Source organism: Streptomyces sp. NPDC096310 (assembly GCF_044763125.1).
Classification (GTDB): domain Bacteria; phylum Actinomycetota; class Actinomycetes; order Streptomycetales; family Streptomycetaceae; genus Streptomyces.
The window spans coordinates 84,227-101,978 of the sequence record NZ_JBIWFO010000002.1; the positions used below are offsets into that span (position 1 = coordinate 84,227).

Here is a 17,752-nt window from a genome sequence, read left to right on the forward strand (position 1 = left end):
GTTACCCTCAGCGTCCGATCAACGCCCGGGGGGACGGCACACATGCACGGCACGTACGGCACGGCGGCCCGGAGACCCGGGCCGGGCGGTGGTGAGAGCGGGGACGCCGGTGGCGGGCCGCGCGCGGCCGTCGCCCTCGACCTCCCCGACACGGCGGAGGCCCTGAGCCGCTACCGGGCCCGCGCCGGTACCTGGGCGCGCGTCGGGCCGACGCTGCTGGCCGGCGTCGCGGTGATCGCGCTGGCCGCCCGGGGGCGCGGACTGGCCTGGCCCGAGGAGGTGCTGCCGTCCCTGTGCGGGCTCGCCGCCTTCACGACCGGGCTCGGCCTGGGCGCCCGGCGGCTCGCCCGCCGGATGAGGAACCGACTGACGGCGGCCCCGTGGACGGCCTGCGCTGCCGTCTCCGTACCGCGCGGGCTGCACGGCGGGACGGTGGTTCTGCGCGACCCGGTCACCGGTGAGCTGTGGCCACTGGCCGTGATCGCCGTACAGCAGCGCTATCAGCTCGTGGAGCCGGGCCCCGGCGGGGTGCTGTGGTGGTGCGGCGATCCCCGGACCGGCGGGGTGATCGCGCCGCCGGGCGGGGCGGAGCTGGTCTGGACGCGGGCGGTACGGGGGGAACGGGCGCGGCGGCGGAACGTACGGGTGGCGGTGGAGCGCGGGGTGCTGGAACGGCCGGTTCCGCGTCAGCCGCAGGACCAGGACCACTCACAGCCACAGCAGCCGCTGACCGCCACACCCGTACCGCCCGTACCGCCCGTACCGCCCGTACCGCCCGCGTCCGCACCGTCCGCCTTCCGCCGTAAAGGCGTCTTCCGCTGGGTCCTGCTCGTCGGCGCGATCGCGCTCGGCGTGGGCATCGCGTCCTCCGAGGCCGCGGAGAAGGACCCGCAGATCGACCTCACCGTGATCGACGAGGCTTCGGACGGCGCCTGCACCGTGCGGTGGACCGAGCCATGGAGCGGCACGGAACGCCAGGGCACCTACCACTGCGACCCGGACCGCGATCCCCTCCTCCACGACTGGGAGACCGGATGGCTGGTCTCGTACGGCCCGTGGAAGGGCGAGCTGTACGACACCGAGTGGCGCGGCACGATCGCCAACGAGGTGAACGACGCGGTGTTCCTGGCCGGGGCGGTGCTCGTACTGGCCGGCCTGGCCGGGGGCGGCGTACGGCTGCTGCGGCGGCGGGAGGAGGGGCCCGGGAACGGCACAGGCGCCAGGGGCGGCGACCGTACGACCCTGGCCTCGTTCTCCTCTCCGTCCCCTTCTTCCCCTTCTTCCCCTCTGTCCCCTCCGTCCTCGCTGTCCTCCGCGGTGCCGCGTCCGCGCCCGCCCGTCAGCCTCGCCAAGGCCGCCGACCGCCCGGCCGGCGCGGACCCCGGGGCGCCGGTCGCCTTCACGTACGCGGCCCTCGCCGCCGAGGCGCGCCGCTGGGCCGTCCCGCCGTCGTCGGGCCGCCGGTACCGCCCCGACCTCGACATCCGGGCGGTGCCGTGGTGGCGGGTGCGGACGCTGCGTGAGCTGAGTTCGCTGACCGCCGTCCTCCAGAGCCTCGGTGTCGCGGCGGGCGTGGGGGTGCTGTGGCTGATCCCGGGTGACGAGATGCCGTGGATGACGCTGCTGATGGGCGGGGCGTGTACGGCGGCGGGGCTGACGGCGCTGCTCCGGCTGGTGCGGCGGGACCTGCCCACGGTGCGCACGCTCGTCCGGGCGGCTCTCGCCCCGGTGCCGGTGCCCAAGCGGTACGTCCTGCTGGACGATCCGTACGGCGCGGGGCCCGTGCTGCTGTTCTTCCCCGCCCACGGTGGCGACGACGACCTGCCGGAGGCGCTGCTCGGGGTGCTGCCGCCCGGCACGGCGCGGCGCCCCTGGCTCGGGCTGCCCGCCACCACCGGCGTGGCGGAGCTGCGGGGCTGGCTGGACCCGTCCCCGGCCGTCGTGCCGTGGGTCGAGGGCCGGGCGCTGTGGCCCCGGCACCCGTACGAGGAGATCAACCCGAACGACCCGGGGGTCCGCGCCTATCTGGAACTGCTCGCGCCGAACGTCACCGCGACTTCCTAAAGACCCTGGGCCCGCTCCGCCCGGCGTTCGTCCTGGAGCGCCCGCCAGCGGTCCATCATGGTCACCAGTTCCTCCTGAAGGAACTCGAAGAACTCGACCGTCTCCGCCAGCCGCGCCCCCGCCGGGGTGTCCCGCCCCAGCGAGTCGGCGCCGTCGCGCAGGGCGTTCTCCCAGCGCATGAGCACCGCGTCGCGCTGCGCGAACGTCGTGTACCAGACCTCGTTGTGCACCCGGTAGCGGTCCCGCCGGGAGCCCGGGTCGCGTTCCCGGCCGATGAGGCTGACCTGGACGAGATAGCGGATCGCGCCGGACACTGCCGCCGGGCTGATGCCGAGCCGCTCGCTCAGCTCGGCGGAGGTCAGGGACGCGTCGTCGGAGGAGAGCAGGGCGGCGAAGACCCGCGAGGCGGTCCGCTGCATGCCGGCCTCGGTCATCTCGGCCGCGAACCGCTCCACGAAGCGGGCCACCGCCTCCTGGTTCCGTGAGGGGCTGTTGTCGTTCATCGCCTGCTCATCTCCCCTGCCGCCGTTCCGTCCGCTTCGCCGTGCGTCCGCGTCCCGATCTTAACGCGCCCTTTTTACGCTTCCTTAACTTCACAACTTTGTGAAAGTAGCGTACGTTCCAAAGCATGACGAAGGCAATCAGCGTCGCGGATCTGCACAAATCGTTCGGCCGGACACACGCGCTGGACGGCCTCGATCTCACCGTCGAGACCGGTGAGGTCCACGGCTTCCTCGGCCCCAACGGAGCCGGGAAGTCCACCGCCATCCGCGTCCTCCTCGGGCTCCTGCGCGCCGACTCCGGCGCCGCCCGGCTCCTCGGCCGCGACCCCTGGCACGACGCGGTCGAGCTGCACCGGCGCGTGGCATACGTACCCGGTGACGTGACGCTGTGGCGCAACCTCACCGGCGGCGAGGTCATCGACCTGTACGGACGGCTGCACGGCGCCCTGGACACGAGGCGGCGGGCCACGCTGGTCGAGCGGTTCGAACTCGACCCGGCCAAGAAGGGGCGTACGTACTCCAAGGGCAACCGCCAGAAGGTCGCCCTGGTCGCCGCGTTCGCCTCCGACGTGGAGCTGCTGATCCTCGACGAGCCGACCTCCGGGCTCGACCCGCTGATGGAGGAGGTCTTCCAGAGCTGTGTCGCCGAGGAGCGCGACCGGGGCAGGACCGTACTGCTCTCCAGCCATGTGCTGAGCGAGGTCGAGGCGCTGTGCGACCGGGTGTCCATCATCCGCAAGGGCGCCACCGTCGAATCCGGCTCGCTGGCCGAGCTGCGCCACCTCACCCGTACCAGCGTGCGCGCGGAGCTGGCCGGACCGCCCGCCGGGCTCGACCGGCTGCCCGGGGTGCACGATCTCGACGTCCAGGGCACGCGGGTAAGGCTCCAGGTCGACACCGACAAGCTGGACGCCGTACTCCGGTGTCTGTCCGGGGCCGGGGTCCGCTCGCTGAGCAGTACGCCGCCGACGCTGGAGGAGCTCTTCCTCCGCCATTACGCGGCGGACGGGGCCGGCGGGGCCGGCGGGGCCGACAGGGCCGACGCGACGGACGGGGCCGGCGGGACGATCAACGGGCGGGTGGCGTCATGACGGCCACCGCCCCGGACACCGCACGCGCCCTGCCGGTGTCCAGGACCGGCGGCTCCCGCCCGTACGCCGGCACAGGACCGCTGCTCCGCCTCGCCCTGCGCCGCGACCGGATCCTGCTCCCGGTCTGGGTACTGGTCCTGGGCGGCTCCTTCATGTCGGTCGCCCGCTCCCTCACCTCGATCGCCGGTACCGCCGCCGAACGCGCCGACCTCGGACGCTCCTTCGCGTCCAGCGGCTCGCTGCGCGCCCTGTACGGCCCGGTCTTCAGCGACTCGATCGGCGGGCTCACCGCCGTACGGATGACCGCGTTCGGCACCGCGCTCGCCGCCGTGCTGAGCCTGACCGTCGTCGTACGGCACACCCGGGAGGAAGAGGAGACCGGCCGTCAGGATCTCCTCTCCGCCGCGATGGTCGGGCGCCGGGCACCGCTGACCGCCGCGCTGCTCACGGCCCTGATCGCGCAGACCGCGCTGGCGCTGGTGATCACGGCGGGGCTGGCCGGGGCGACCGGCGACACCGCCGGTTCCGCGGCGCTCGGCCTCGCGGTGGGCGGGGTCGGCCTGCTCTTCGCGTGCACCGCCGCGATCGCCGCGCAGATCACCGAGAACGCCCGGCTCGCGAGGGGCCTCACGGCCGGGGTCATCGGCGCCGCGTTCGTCCTCAAGGCGGCGGGCGACGCGGCGACCACCGACGGCTCCTCAGCTCTGACCTGGCTCTCCCCGCTGGGCTGGGCCGAGCACGTACGGGCCTACGCGGACGAGCGGTGGTGGGTGCTGCTCCTGCTGCCGGCCGCCGTCGCGGTACAGGCGGTCCTGGCGTACGCCCTCGCCGGCCGGCGCGACATCGGCATGAGCTTCCTGCCTGCGCGGCCCGGCCCCACGGAGGGGCGGCTCGCCACGGCGGGGGGGCTGGCGTGGCGGCTCCAGCGCGGCAGTGTGTTCGGCTGGGGCGCCGGGTTCCTGCTCAGCGGGATCATGTTCGGCGGGATCGCGGACGGCGCCTCCGAACTGGTCGGTGGCAACGAGCGGACCCGCGAGATCATCCAGCGGATGGGCGGCGAACAGGGGCTGACGGACGCGTTCCTCGCCACGATGGTGAGCCTGCTCGGCATGGTCGCCGCGCTGTACGCGGTCGCCTCCGTCCTGCGGCTGGGCGCCGAGGAGACCGGCGGCCGGGCCGAACCGGTCCTCGCGGGCGCGGTCGGCCGCCTGCGCTGGGCCGCCGGCCATCTGCTGATCGCCTTCGGCGGCGCCGTACTGATCATGCTGCTCGGCGGGGTGGGCCTCTTCCTGGGCTACGGCCGTGACCTGCCCGGGATCCTCGGCGCCTGCCTGGTCCAACTGCCCGCGATCTGGCTGCTGGGCGCGGTGGCGGTGCTGCTGTACGGGGCGGTCCCGAGGGCCGCGGCGGCAGCCTGGGCGGCGAGCGGCCTGACCCTGGCCCTCGGCTGGCTCGGCCCGGCACTCGGCCTCCCGCAGCCGCTGATGAACCTGTCGCCCTTCGGCCACCTCCCGAAACTGCCGGGCCCGGAGATGGCGTGGCCGCCGGTGCTCGTCCTGACGGGGCTGGCGGTGGCGCTGGTGACGGCGGGACTGGCGGGGCTGCGGCGGCGGGATGTGCTGACCTGAGCGCGCGGACGGGGGAACGGCCCGTTTCATCCACAGGCTGGGGATGAAACGGGCCGCCCGCGTCACGTGCCGGCGTGGCGCGTCAGCGGACGAACTCCGTCAGCTACTCGGTGTCGAGCTCGACGGAGACGGGACCGGGAATCATGATCTTCTTGCCGAAGTCCGCCACCTGGCGGTAGCCGTAGCCCTCCGCTGCCGGATCGCTGTGCACCGTGACCGTGCAGTGGTCGCGATCGACCAGCAAGTAGATCGGGATCCCCCCGGCCGCGTACGCGGCCGGTTTCTCCTTGCGGTCCCGCCGGGGGGTGTCCCAGTCGTACGACGTCACCTTGACCACCATCAGTACCCGCGCCGGATCCGCCCAGTCCCCCTGCCCCATGAACGTCTTCTCCGGCGCGAGAACCGCGTCCGGTTTGGCCCGCCCCTGGCGGTATGCCTCGACCAGAAGCCCGATCTCACCACCCGCGTACAGCCACAGGTCCGGCCGGGCTTGAATACAGCGCTTCTGCAGCCACCGGATGATCTCGGCGTGATCGCCGTCCGTCATGCCCTTGATTCCGATCCGTCCGTTGATGAACTCCAACCTGACGGTGTCGGACTCCCGCTCGACGAGCCTGGCAATCCTTTCGAACTCCTCGACGGACATCTGGACCGCGTGCGTGCTCTGCCATAACTGTCGTGACTCCTCCCCCTCGTGAACGAGGGGGCTTCTCGCTATGCCAGTGCGGCGTCGCGACGGACCAGCCCGGCCCGTAGAACGTTCAGGGCGCCCACCGTGTCCGCGTGCGTGCTGTGGCCGCACGAGGCACAGTGGAACTTCTCCTGCGTGGGCCGGTTCTCCGCTGAGACGTGCCCGCATTCGGGGCAGGTCCGGGAGGTGTTGCGGGGGTCCACGGCGATCACGTCTCGTCCGGCGCTTTCAGCCTTGGCGTGCAGGACCGTCAGAAACACCCCCCATCCGGCATCCGAGATCGAACGGTTCAGGCCCGTCTTCGCACGGGCCCCGTTGGGTAGGAAGGTGCCCAACTGCTCGGGGTCCGGCTTCGGCGCGGGGGCCTTGACCATGTTGCGGATCTTGAGGTCTTCGTGCGCGATGACATCGTGTTCCCGCACGAGGTCTAGCGCGGTCTTGTGCGCGTGGTCCAGGCGCTGACGGCGGACCTTGCGGTGCAGGTCGGCGACCTTCTGAACGGCCCGCCGGTGGTTACCGGTGCGCCTGTCCCGGCGGACGCGGGGGAAGCGGGAAAGAGCCTGCTGTGCGGCTTCGAGCTGCGCGGTTGCCCAGCGGCCGTGGCGCGGGTTGGGAACGAATCCGCCGCCCGAGTCGGCGAGGAAGTTGGCTATGCCCATGTCGATGCCGACCACGCTGCCGGTTGCGGGCAGCGGCTCGGGCCGGATCTGCTCGGCGGTCAGCACCACGTACCAGCGGCGCCCTTCGCGCCTGACGGACACGGTCTTCACGTTGCCGACCACGGGCCGGTGCTGGTTGACCTTGACGTGACCGACGCCTTGGAGGCGCACACGGGTGACGGGGTCGTGCGGGGTGGAGTCCCAGCGGCAGCCGTCGCCGTCCTTCGGGAAGTCCACCGTGTCGAACCAGTTCACCCCACGGAAGCGCGGATAGCCCGGCGTGTCCCCGGACTTGATCCGCCGGAAGAACGCCTGAAACGCCTTGTCGAGGCGTCGAAGCGTGGCCTGCTGCGAGGAGAAGGACCAGCGGCCGTGGCGCTCCGGGTCGAACGCCCGGATCTCCTTGAGCTGGGCGGACTGCTGCGCGTACTTGATGCTCGTCTTCGACACATGCCGGTAGGCGTCACGGCGTTCCTGTAACGCGCCGTTGTAGAGCGAGCAGTGGTCCCGCAGCATCTCGGTGAGTGCGCCTTGCTGGCCCAGGGTGGGCCGCATGAGGAACTTGTACGCACGGATCATCCGGCCCACCCCCTTCCTGGTCAGCTTCGGAGATCCTACTACACTTGGTGTATGTCACCACGCTGGGAACCAAACCCGGATATCCGTACTGGCCGCCACGTCGCCTACAACCTGCACGCACACTTGGTGTTCGTGACCAAGTACCGGCGCGGCGTCTTCGATGACGCGATGCTGCAACGGTGTGCGGAGATCATGCGGGAGGTGTGCGGCAAGTTCGAGGCGGAATTGAGGGAGTTCAACGGCGAGGCGGACCACGTCCACCTGCTGATCCACTACCCGCCGAAGGTGGCCCTGTCGAAGCTGATCAACAGCTTGAAGGGCGTCAGCTCCCGCTACCTACGGGCGGAGTACACCGGCCATATCAACCGGATCGGCATGGGCTCCGTGTTCTGGTCCCGTTCCTACTTCGCAGGCTCGTGCGGCGGTGCACCGCTCACGGCGATCCGTCAGTACATCGAGCAGCAAAAACGTCCGCTCTGAACTACCGGTCGGAGCAGTCCTGAGATGCGTTTCCCTCCCCGGCTGAAGCCGGGGATGCCCACGCAAGATCAGGGATGGTGCACCTCCTGTCAGGCGGACACCAGCATGACCGGCCCGCGCGCAGCCGAATCGGTCCTTCCCGATCCGATCACCCTCGTGAGTGATCAAATGACGAGTACTCGCCACCGCGTACCGGACTGCTACGGGCGTCACCTCACCCCGGCGTCACCAGCCGCGCCTCGTACGCGAACACCGCCGCCTGCGTCCGGTCGCGCAGCCCCAGCTTCACCAGGATCCGGCTCACATGCGTCTTGATCGTGGACTCCGCGACCACCAGGTGTCCCGCGATCTCCGCGTTCGACAGGCCCTGCGCGATCAGCACCAGGACCTCCGTCTCGCGCTCGGTGAGCTCCCCGATCCGGGCCATCGCCGGACCGCGCGGGGTCTCCGAGAGCTTGGAGAACTCCGTGATCAGGCGACGGGTGACGGTCGGGGCCAGCAGGGCCTCGCCGGAGGCCACCACCCGTACGCCGTCCGCGAGCTGCCGCGCCGAGGCGTCCTTCAGGAGGAAGCCGGAGGCGCCCGCGCGCAGCGCCTGGTACACGTACTCGTCCAGGTCGAACGTGGTCAGGACCAGTACCTTCGCGGCGGCGTCGGCCGCGACGATCTCGCGGGTCGCCTCGATGCCGTTCAGCTCGGGCATCCGGATGTCCATCAGGACGATGTCGGGGCGGAGCACCGCGACCTGCCGGACCGCCTCGCGGCCGTTCACCGCCTCGCCGACCACCTCGATGTCCGGCATCGCGTTCAGCAGCACCGAGAAGCCCTCGCGGACCATCACCTGATCGTCGACGATCAGCACCCTGATGGTGTTACCGCTGGTCATGACGCGTCCCCGTCCCGCACGGCAGCCACCGGAACGAAGGCCGCGACCTCGTAGCCGCCGTCCTCCGTGAGGTCCGCGGTCATCTCCCCGTTCAGCATCGTGACACGCTCCCGCATGCCCGTGACCCCGTGCCCCGCCCCGGGCGACGGCTTGATCAGGCCGCGCGGCGGCGTGTTGACGATACGCAGGCCCAGGCCGCCGAGTACGTACGCGATCTCGACGCGCGCGGTCGACCCGGGCGCGTGGCGCAGCGCGTTGCTCAGCGCCTCCTGGACGATGCGGTACGCCGACAGCTCCACGCCCTGCGGCAGCTCGCGCACCGCGCCGGTGACCGTCTTCTCCACGGTGAGGCCGGCGTCACGGACGTTGTCGATCAGGCCGTCGAGTTCGGCGAGCGTGGGCTGCGGGGCGTCGGGAGTCTCGTAGTCGTCCGCCCGTACGACACCGAGGATGCGGCGCAGCTCGGTCAGGGCGGCGACGGCGTTCTCGCGGATCGTGAGGAACGCCTGCTCCAGCTCGGGCGGCGGGTTCTCCACCCGGTACGGTGCGGCCTCGGCCTGGATGGCGACCACCGACATGTGGTGGGCGACCACATCGTGCAGCTCGCGGGCGATGGTGGTGCGCTCCTCCAGCAGCGTGCGCCGGCCGCGCTCGACGGCGGTGACGCTCTGCTGCGCGGCGACCTCCTGGTCCGCCTTACGACGGACCTGGAGCATGCTCACGACCAGCAGGACGAGCGCGGACACGAAGAGCATCTGGGCGGAGGTGGAGCCGCCGTAGTTGTACCCGCGGTTGAGGAAGACCTCGGAGAACGCGGCGTACGCGGCGGTCAGCGCCCACATCCAGGCGGCGGTGCGCGGGGTGGTGCGGATGGCCACCAGCGTGATCACGAGGAGGTAGCCGACGAAGGAGGTGGGCGTCCAGGGCCAGTCGTGATAGCTGAAGACGTTGGTGACGAGGGTGACCGCCAGCGCGGCCCACCAGGCGAGGACGGGCCTGACCACTGTCAGCAGGAGCGGGACGATCGTGAGGAGTCCGAGCACACCGGCACCGGTGCCGGTGTCGATGGAAAAGGTGAACATCATCAGCGCCACGGCGATGATCACGGCGTGCGGCGTCCACCCCGCGAACTCGCGTATCCGCTCGGGCAGCCGGCGGGTGAAGCGGCCGTCCATCCGCAGGGGCGGCAGCGGGCGGTAGTCGAGAGCGCTGTCGATGAGGTCCTGGCGGAGGCTGCCGTAGGCGCCCTTGACCAGGCGGATCTCGTTGTCCTGGGGCTTCCCGGATTCGGTTTCGGTCACTTTTCCACGGTAGGGGGCGGGCCGGGCGCGGGCGTCACCACCGAAGCGGATCCTTCGCCGTCCGTCCCAGGTACTACGAGGGTGACCACCGCCCCGCCCAGGCGGCCCCCGGACGCCGGTTGGCGGGTGGTGGCGCGCGCTCACCAGGCGAGCTGGGCGATCTCCTCCGCGACCACCGCGCACGCGTCCGCCGACGGGTCCACCAGCGGGAAGTGCCCGACGTCCTCCAGCAGCGTCAGTCCGACCAGCTCACCGGCCAGGCCCGCCGCCTCCACATACGCCTCCGAGACCTCGTACGGCACGGTGAGGTCCGTACGCCCCTGCACCACCGTCGTCGCGATCCCGGTCGGCAGCAGCACGGCCGGGTCCGCGCTCTCCCTGCGCCGCTTGAACTCCGTCTCGCCGCCGAGGAGCTGGAGCACCGCCCCGCCGCACACCGACAGTTCGACGGCGCGTACGAGGTCCGCGATCGGGGCCAGCGCGACGACCCCGCGCAACGGCGGCGGCTGCGGCAGCCGCCAGGGCGAGCCCTCGGGCAGCACATGCCGGGCCGCCGCCCAGAGCGCGAGATGGCCGCCGGCGGAGTGCCCCGTCACGACCGTGCGCCGTACGTCGGCCTGCGGCAGCGCGGCGGCGGCGAGCGCGGGCAGGGCGTCGAGGGCGGCGGCCACGTCGTCGAACGTCTCGGGCCAGCGCCCCGCCACCGGGGCCCCGCCGTCCTCGGGAGAGCCCGGCCCGCGCCGGTACTCGACGTTGGCGACGGCGAAGCCGCGCCGGGCCAGGAAGTCCGCGAACGGGGTGAGATGCCCCCGGTCGTACGGCGCGCGCCACGCGCCGCCGTGCAGGACGACGACGAGCGGCACCCGCTCCTGGTTGCCCCGGGGGGCGTAGAAGTCGATCACCTGATCAGGGTGTTCGCCGTACGCGGCGGTGGCGTCGGGCCGGACGACCGGACGGGCGAGGACCGAGGCGGTCTCTGCGGCGTCGCGAGCGACGGCGTCCTGCGCGGCGGGGTCCGGCATCTTGCTCCAACCTTTCGGTACTGGGGCCGAATTGACCTGATCAGCCGGGACGCTATCAGCCCCACGGGCGTCGCTGTCACCGCCGACCGGGCGGCACCTGCCCCGGCACACCGGCGGGCACCTGCCCCGGCACACCGGCCAGCACCTCGCCGAGCACCCGCGCCGCACGCTCCGCGTCCGCGAAGCCCACGTACAGCGGGGTGAAACCGAAGCGCAGCACATCCGGCCTGCGCAGGTCACCGACCACCCCGCGGACGATCAGCTCGTCCATCACCGCGGGCGCCCGCGCACACCGCAGGGCGATCTGGCTGCCGCGCTCCGCGTGTGCGGCGGGGGTCAGCGAACTCACCCGGCCCGGTGGGGCGTACACCTCCACACACTCCAGGAAGAAGTCGGTCAGCGCCAGGCTCTTCGCCCGTACGTCCGCCATTCGCACGTCTGTCCAGACGTCGAGCGCCGCGTCCAGCGCGAGCATGGAGAGGATGTCGGGGGTGCCGACCCGGCCCCGTACCGCACCGTCCGCCGCCTCGAAGGCGTCGGCCATCGCGAACGGGTCGGCGTGCGCGTTCCACCCGGGCAGCGGGGAGTCGAAGCGCGCCTGGTGGCGCTCGGCGACATAGAGGAAGGCGGGCGAACCGGGCCCGCCGTTCAGGTACTTGTACGTGCAGCCCACCGCGAGGTCCACCCCGTGCGCGTCCAGGCCGACCGGCAGCGCGCCCGCGCTGTGGCACAGGTCCCAGACGGCGAGCGCCCCGGCCTCGTGCGCGGCGGCGGTGATCCCGGGGAGGTCGTGGAGGCGCCCGGTACGGAAGTCGACGTGGTTGACGAGGACGGCGGCGGTACGGGGGCCCAGCGCGGCGGGCAGTTCGGCCGGGGCGAGAGGAACGATTCGCCTGCCGGTCATCCGGGCGGCGGACCGCGCGATGTAGCCGTCCGTGGGGAAGGTCGTGGCGTCGACCAGCACCTCCGTACGATCCCCACCGGCCGTACGGTCCCCACCTGCCGTACGGTCCTGGTCGGCGAGGCGTACGGCGGCCACCACCGCCTTGAAGACATTCACACTGGTCGAGTCCCCGACCACGATCTGCCCGGGTCCGGCGCCGACGAGCGGGGCGATCCTGTCACCAATACGCTCGGGCGCGGTCCACCAACCGCCCTCGGTCCAGGAGCGGATACCCATCTCCCCCCACTGACGTGTCATCACATCCCTTATGCGCTCGGGGACATGGCGGGGCAGCGCGCCCAGCGAGTTCCCGTCGAGATAGACGGACCCCTCGTTGAGGGCGAACAGGTCGCGCAGCGGGGCGAGTTCGTCGGCGGCGTCGAGCGCGGCGGCCCGCGCGACCAACCCGGCCGGGTCGGACATCCGCATGGGCTCAGACATGGCTGCGCGCCGTCCACAGCTCGGGGAAGACGTTCTTGGCGGCCCGCTTCTCCAGCCAGGCGACGCCCGCGGAGCCGCCGGTACCGGACTTGGAGCCCATCGCGCGCCGGGTCGCCACCAGATGGTCGTTGCGCCAGCGCCACACCAGCTCGGCGACATCGGTCAACGCCTCGCCGAGCGCGAGGAGTTCCGCGTCTCCGTCCGGGTCGCCGTAGATCCGGGTCCACGCCTCCTCGACCTCGGGCACCGCCTCGTACCGCCGCGCCAGATCGCGGCCGAGGACCGCGTCCGGCACCGGCAGTCCGCGCCGGGCCAGCAGCCGCAGCACCTCGTCGTACAGGCTCGGCTCCTGGAGCGCCTTCTCCAGCTCGGCGTGGACGCGTGGCGCGCCCCGGTGCGGGACGAGCATCGACGCGGCCTTCTCGCCCAGCAGGAACTCCATGCGCCGGTACATCGCGGACTGGAAGCCGGAGCCCTCGCCGAGCGCCCCGCGGTACGCGTTGAACTGCGCGGGCGTCAGCCGGGCGAGCGGCTGCCAGGAGGCGTTGAGCGCCTCCAGTTCGCGCGCGGAGCGGCGGAGCGCGTCGATCGCGACCTGGGTACGGTCCTCGCGCAGCGCGCGGGAGGCCGTCTCCCACTCGTGGACGATGACGGTGAACCACAACTCCATGACCTGGGTGGTGACGAGGAAGACCATCTCTCCGGGGTCGTCGGAGCGCGGATGCTGCAAGTGGGTGAGGACGTCCGCCTGGACGTAGTCCTCGTACGGGGTCGTCCCGGCGAAGTCCAGATTCGGGGCGTCCGAACCGGCTCCGGGGACATCGGGGGTGTACGACATCTCTGTCTCCTCGACATGTGCCGGGTAGCGGTCCGCCCCTTTCCGTCTGTGGCTACGGAGCTCCGGTCCCCTTGCGGGCATCATAATCCGGGTCCCGGCCGCCGCGCCCGCCCCGCTCTCCGGGGCCCGGCCCTCGCGGTCAGAGGCCGGGGCCGTCGACGTACGTCCCGTCCTTGTCGTACGGCCAGGCGTTGGATCGGCAGCCGTCGAGCCCCTTGATCTGCTGCATCATCACCGGGGCGAGCTTGCCGGCCCCGGCGCAGCCGAGATGCTGCCGGAGGCCGATCTCATGGCCGACCTCGTGGTTGATGATGAGGTGGCGGTACTCGGCGGGCGGACCGTCGAACTGCGGCGAGCCCAGCAGCCAGCGGCGCAGATTGACCACGACACCGTCGACGGTCTCGCAGTTCAGCTCACCGCGCGTGTTCAGCCCGTGGGCGAGGCAGAGCTTGTCGGCGGTGGCCGGGGTGGCGATACGGATGACGAAGTCGGCGCCCGAGGGGACGAGCTGGAAGCTGCCCCGGCCGTGCGCGGCCCAGCCCTGCGGATGGGCGAGGATCTTCTCGATCTCGCCGGCGGCGTCGGCGGCGGAGACGTCGACCCCGTTCTCGACCTGCACGCTGTAGCGGCGCGGCGGGCCCGAGCCGACGGGGTCGCCCTGCGACCGGGCGGTGGTGAAGGTGCCGGGGCCGGAGACCGGGACATCGGCCGATGTCGTGGGCGTGGGCGTGGGGGTGGGCGTGGGGGTGGGCTTCGTCTCCGGTTTCCCGGGGCTCGGCGTCGTCCGTGGTTCGGGCTCCGTCCCGGTCGCCGGGGAGGCCGCGCGCGAGGCGCCGCCCTTGGCGCCGTCCTGCTGCGCGTCCGCCTCCGCCCGGGTGCCGGGCCAGGAGGCGACGACGGCGCCACCGATGATCAGCACGGCGAGCGCGATCCCCGCCGCCAGCAGGGGGCGGGCCGGGCGGCGCCCGGGGCCGTAACGGCGCGTGTCCTGGCTGTCACCGCCACCGAGGACGGACGTTCCACGACGTCCAGGACGGGTGGCGGCGCGCTTGCCCAAAACGAATGTCTCCCTGCTCGAACCCGGTCACCTTCGATACCGGTAGTGCGACATTCGCTCACCTATGCGAAGGCCACGCCCTGAGAGACGGGCGGGGCCTTCGAAGGGTTCCTTCACAGGACACGTGTCGTGGGGTTCAGGACACGAGGTGGCTCAAAAGGCACCATCAAGGTGAGACCGGCACCCTGATGTACGCGCCGCGACCTGCTCCGACTCAGTCCGACTCGGTCCAGGAGCCTCCTCACTCGCTCCAGAAGCGGCCGGACCCCATACATTTTCAGCCGAGCGTGTCCGCCGCGAGCGGCGAGGAGTCGCGCAGGAATGTCGCGCAGCGCTCGTACTCCGCCTCCTCGCCGATCGCCTGCGCGGCGCGGGCGAGCGCGTGCAGGGCGCGCAGGAAGCCACGGTTCGGCTCGTGCTCCCACGGCACCGGGCCGTGCCCCTTCCAGCCACTGCGCCGCAGGGCGTCGAGCCCGCGGTGGTAGCCGGTCCTGGCGTACGCGTACGACTCGACGACGCGGCCGTTCTCGTACGCGCTGTCGGCGAGCTGTGCCCAGGCCAGCGACGAGGTCGGGTACTTCGCGGCGACATCGGTGGGCGCCGTACCGTTCGCGAGCAGCTCACGCGGCTCGGGATCGTCGGGCAGTTCGGTGGGGGGCGGTCCCCCCAGAAGGTTTTCGTGGATACCCATGCCTACAGTCTGCCTTGCCCCACCCGGCCCGCGGTCACCGGAACCGGGCCCCGCAGCCCGCCCCTTCCCGCTCCTCCGGCCCCTCAGCTCCCCGGCCCCTCAGCCCGCCTCTCCCCGCCCCCGGGCCGGTCCGTCTCCAGCGGTGGCGTCAGCCCGCAGTTGACCCGGCACTCGGGCTCCGGCCGCCCGGCCGCCTCGCGCCCCGGCGACCGTACCGTCGCCCAGGCGATCAGCGCGCCCACCACCAGCACCCCCGCGAGCATCGGCATCGCCCGCCGGAACGCGGCGTCGAACTGGGTCGCCGAGCGGTACACCTCCGGCCCCATGCCCGCCAGCAGCGGCAGCGCCGCCACCGCGACCAGGCCCGCCGCGCGGGCCGCCGCGTTGTTGATACCGCTGGCCAGCCCGGCCCGCGCGATGTCGACCGAGGCGAGCACCGTCGCCGTCAGCGGCGCCACCAGCGTCACCATGCCCATCCCCAGCACCACCAGGGCCGGCAGCACATCCGCCAGGTAGTCGGCGTGCGGGCCCACGCGCACCATCAGCATCAGGCCCACGGCGCACAGCAGCGGCCCCACCGTGAGCGGCAGCCGGGGCCCGATCCGCTGCGCCAGCGCGCCGGAGCGCGCGGAGAGCAGCAGCATCAGCACCGTCGTCGGCAGCAGGGCCGCGCCCGCGCGCAGCGCCGAGTACCCGGCGACGACCTGGAGCTGGAGCGCGGCGAGGAAGAAGAAGCCGCCGAACGCCGCGTACACGCACAGCGTCACCACGTTCACCGAGGTGAACAGCCGGGACCGGAAGATCGACGGCGGCAGCATCGGCTCGGCCCGGCGCCGTTCCAGCCGTACGAAGGCCACCGCGACCAGCACCCCCGCCACCCCCGGCCAGGCCGTCCTGGCGATGAGCGCGTAGGTGACCAGCGCCAGCGCCGCCGCGCCGAGCACCGCTCCCAGTACGTCGAACTTCCCGTGCGCCGCCGGATCCCGGGTCTCCGGTACGTGGCGCAGCGCCACCGGTACGCAGACGGCGGCCAGCGGCACATTGATCAGGAACACCCAGCGCCAGCCGGGCCCGTCCACCAGCCAGCCGCCGAGGAACGGCCCGATCGCCGCCCCCACACCGCCGAACCCCGACCACAGACCGACGGCGCGCGCCCGGTCGTCCGGGTGGAAGCTGGCCTGGATGATCGCGAGGGAGCCGGGGACGAGCAGCGCGCCGCCCACCCCCTGGAGGGCGCGGGCGGTGATCAGGATGGCCACGTTCGGTGCGATCCCGCACAGCAGCGACCCGAGCGCGAACCACACCACGCCGATGACGAAGACGCGCCGCCGCCCGTACCGGTCGCCGAGCGACCCGCCGAGCAGGATCAGCCCGGCCAGCGTGACCATGTAGGCGTTGACGGTCCACTGGAGCGCCGCGAGATCCGCGTTGAGCGAGTCCCCGATGTGCGGCAGCGCGACATTGACGACGGTGGAGTCGAGCAGGGCCATGCTCGAACCGAGCACCGTCGTCAGAATGACCCAGCGTCCCCGGGCCGAGGACAGCCTGATGTCCATACGGGGATCATCCCCGCGGCGCCCCCGGAAAGCGACCCGGCGGATGCCGCAAGTGCGTCGGGCCCGGCCCGTGGTCGTGGTCACGGTGCCGGGCCCGACGCGCCTGGACCTACTTGATCTTGGTGCCCGTGGAGCGCAGTGCGGCGCACGCCTCGGTGACGCGCTTCGCCATGCCGGCCTCGGCCAGCTTGCCCCAGGTGCGCGGGTCGTACGTCTTCTTCGAGCCGACCTCGCCGTCGACCTTCAGCACGCCGTCGTAGTTGCGCAGCACGTGGTCCGCGACCGGCCGCGTGAAGGCGTACTGGGTGTCGGTGTCGAGGTTCATCTTCACGACGCCGTTCTCCAGCGCCGTGGCGATCTCCTCGGCCGTGGAGCCGGAGCCGCCGTGGAAGACGAAGTCGAACGGCTGGCTGCCCGCGGCCTTGCCGTACTTGGCGCCGACGCCGTCCTGGAGGTCCTTGAGCAGCTCGGGCCGGAGCACGACGTTGCCCGGCTTGTAGACACCGTGGACATTGCCGAAGGACGCGGCCAGCAGGTAGCGGCCCTTCTCGCCCAGGCCCAGCGCCTCGGCCGTACGCAGCGCGTCGTCGACGGTCGTGTACAGCTCGTCGTTGATCTCGTGGCTGACGCCGTCCTCCTCACCGCCGGTCGGGGTGATCTCGACCTCAAGGATGATCTTGGCGGCGGCGGCCTGGGCGAGCAGTTCCTCACCGATGGACAGGTTGTCCGCCAGCGTCTCGGCGGAGCCATCCCACATGTGCGACTGGAAGAGCGGGTTCCGGCCGGCCTTCACGCGCTCGGCGGAGACGTCGAGCAGCGGGCGGACATACCCGTCGAGCTTGTCCTTGGGGCAGTGGTCGGTGTGCAGCGCGACGGTGATGTCGTACTTGGCGGCGACGATGTGCGCGAACTCGGCGAGCGCGACCGCACCGGTCACCATGTCCTTGTTGTACTGACCGCCCAGGAACTCAGCGCCACCGGTCGACATCTGGATGATGCCGTCGCTCTCGGCCTCCGCGAAGCCGCGCAGCGCGGCGTGCAGGGTCTGGGACGAGGTCACATTGATGGCCGGGTAGGCGAACTTGCCTGCCTTCGCCCGGTCCAGCATCTCGGCGTAGACCTCGGGGGTTGCGATGGGCATCGGGCCGCTCCTTGTGATGTGCGGGTGTGAGGTGCTTGTCCCTGACCTGGGGGCGACATCGTCGTCGGCCCCATCTTTCCAGACTCTCCCGTGAGGTCCACGGTGAGTATCACGGTGAGTGCCGCACGGGCCTCCGTCGGCCGTTTCACGTGAAACGGCCGACGGCCACCGGAGCCGACGG

16 protein-coding genes are annotated in these 17,752 nt (G+C 72.0%); 4 read left to right on the top strand and 12 right to left on the bottom strand.

Annotation, left to right across the window (positions count from 1 at the left end; genetic code table 11):
* Positions 1–42: 42 nt before the first annotated feature.
* A complete protein-coding gene (locus tag ACIQ7D_RS05705; RefSeq protein WP_403933959.1) occupies positions 43–2,064 on the top strand; it encodes a hypothetical protein in 2,022 nt (673 codons plus the stop codon).
* Here ACIQ7D_RS05705 and ACIQ7D_RS05710 read toward each other — a convergent pair.
* Positions 2,061–2,567, bottom strand: coding sequence for a GbsR/MarR family transcriptional regulator (locus tag ACIQ7D_RS05710; RefSeq protein ID WP_403933961.1), 507 nt, complete (start codon positions 2,565–2,567; stop codon positions 2,061–2,063). The two genes, ACIQ7D_RS05705 and ACIQ7D_RS05710, sit on opposite strands and share 4 nt — an antisense overlap.
* A 125-nt stretch (positions 2,568–2,692) precedes the next feature.
* Here ACIQ7D_RS05710 and ACIQ7D_RS05715 point away from each other — a divergent pair, with 125 nt between their 5' ends.
* Both ACIQ7D_RS05715 and ACIQ7D_RS05720 read left to right on the top strand, forming a co-directional pair.
* Positions 2,693–3,658, top strand: coding sequence for an ATP-binding cassette domain-containing protein (locus ACIQ7D_RS05715; RefSeq protein WP_403933964.1), 966 nt, complete (start codon positions 2,693–2,695; stop codon positions 3,656–3,658).
* Positions 3,655–5,286 carry an ABC transporter permease gene (locus ACIQ7D_RS05720; protein WP_403933966.1) on the top strand — a complete coding sequence of 544 codons (1,632 nt, stop codon included), beginning with the start codon at positions 3,655–3,657 and terminating at the stop codon, positions 5,284–5,286. The genes ACIQ7D_RS05715 and ACIQ7D_RS05720 overlap by 4 nt, the downstream gene beginning before the upstream one ends.
* 103 nt (positions 5,287–5,389) lie before the next feature.
* On the opposite strand, the gene ACIQ7D_RS05725 is transcribed toward ACIQ7D_RS05720, so the two are convergent.
* Both ACIQ7D_RS05725 and ACIQ7D_RS05730 read right to left on the bottom strand, forming a co-directional pair.
* Entirely contained in the window at positions 5,390–5,932 is a 543-nt protein-coding gene (locus ACIQ7D_RS05725; RefSeq protein ID WP_403933967.1) for a Uma2 family endonuclease, read from the bottom strand.
* 68 nt (positions 5,933–6,000) lie between these two features.
* Entirely contained in the window at positions 6,001–7,215 is a 1,215-nt protein-coding gene (locus tag ACIQ7D_RS05730; protein WP_403933969.1) for an RNA-guided endonuclease InsQ/TnpB family protein, read from the bottom strand.
* 51 nt (positions 7,216–7,266) lie between these two features.
* On the opposite strand from ACIQ7D_RS05730, the gene tnpA reads away from it, so the two are divergent.
* Positions 7,267–7,695, top strand: coding sequence for an IS200/IS605 family transposase (gene tnpA, locus ACIQ7D_RS05735; protein WP_403933971.1), 429 nt, complete (start codon positions 7,267–7,269; stop codon positions 7,693–7,695).
* A gap of 214 nt (positions 7,696–7,909) precedes the next feature.
* On the opposite strand, the gene ACIQ7D_RS05740 is transcribed toward tnpA, so the two are convergent.
* The 9 genes from ACIQ7D_RS05740 to fbaA form a co-directional block, all read right to left on the bottom strand.
* The gene (locus tag ACIQ7D_RS05740) at positions 7,910–8,581 is read right to left on the bottom strand and encodes a response regulator (RefSeq protein ID WP_403933973.1); all 672 of its coding nucleotides are present in this window, start codon (positions 8,579–8,581) and stop codon (positions 7,910–7,912) included.
* The gene (locus ACIQ7D_RS05745; RefSeq protein ID WP_403933975.1) at positions 8,578–9,882 is read right to left on the bottom strand and encodes a sensor histidine kinase; all 1,305 of its coding nucleotides are present in this window, start codon (positions 9,880–9,882) and stop codon (positions 8,578–8,580) included. Before ACIQ7D_RS05745 ends, ACIQ7D_RS05740 begins: the two co-directional genes overlap by 4 nt.
* Positions 9,883–10,022: 140 nt before the next feature.
* Positions 10,023–10,904, bottom strand: coding sequence for an alpha/beta hydrolase (locus ACIQ7D_RS05750; RefSeq protein WP_403933977.1), 882 nt, complete (start codon positions 10,902–10,904; stop codon positions 10,023–10,025).
* A gap of 76 nt (positions 10,905–10,980) precedes the next feature.
* The gene (gene kynU / locus ACIQ7D_RS05755) at positions 10,981–12,288 is read right to left on the bottom strand and encodes a kynureninase (RefSeq protein WP_403933979.1); all 1,308 of its coding nucleotides are present in this window, start codon (positions 12,286–12,288) and stop codon (positions 10,981–10,983) included.
* Complete coding sequence (locus ACIQ7D_RS05760; RefSeq protein WP_403933981.1) at positions 12,281–13,126, bottom strand: tryptophan 2,3-dioxygenase family protein; 846 nt, start codon at positions 13,124–13,126, stop codon at positions 12,281–12,283. The genes kynU and ACIQ7D_RS05760 overlap by 8 nt, the downstream gene beginning before the upstream one ends.
* 139 nt (positions 13,127–13,265) lie before the next feature.
* Entirely contained in the window at positions 13,266–14,183 is a 918-nt protein-coding gene (locus ACIQ7D_RS05765) for a DUF3152 domain-containing protein (RefSeq protein WP_403933983.1), read from the bottom strand.
* Between the two features lie 277 nt (positions 14,184–14,460).
* Entirely contained in the window at positions 14,461–14,874 is a 414-nt protein-coding gene (locus ACIQ7D_RS05770; RefSeq protein ID WP_403933985.1) for a DUF3151 domain-containing protein, read from the bottom strand.
* An 83-nt stretch (positions 14,875–14,957) separates the two neighbouring features.
* Entirely contained in the window at positions 14,958–16,430 is a 1,473-nt protein-coding gene (locus tag ACIQ7D_RS05775) for an MFS transporter (protein WP_403933987.1), read from the bottom strand.
* A gap of 109 nt (positions 16,431–16,539) precedes the next feature.
* Complete coding sequence (gene fbaA / locus ACIQ7D_RS05780; protein ID WP_403933989.1) at positions 16,540–17,571, bottom strand: class II fructose-bisphosphate aldolase; 1,032 nt, start codon at positions 17,569–17,571, stop codon at positions 16,540–16,542.
* Positions 17,572–17,752 lie beyond the last annotated feature (181 nt).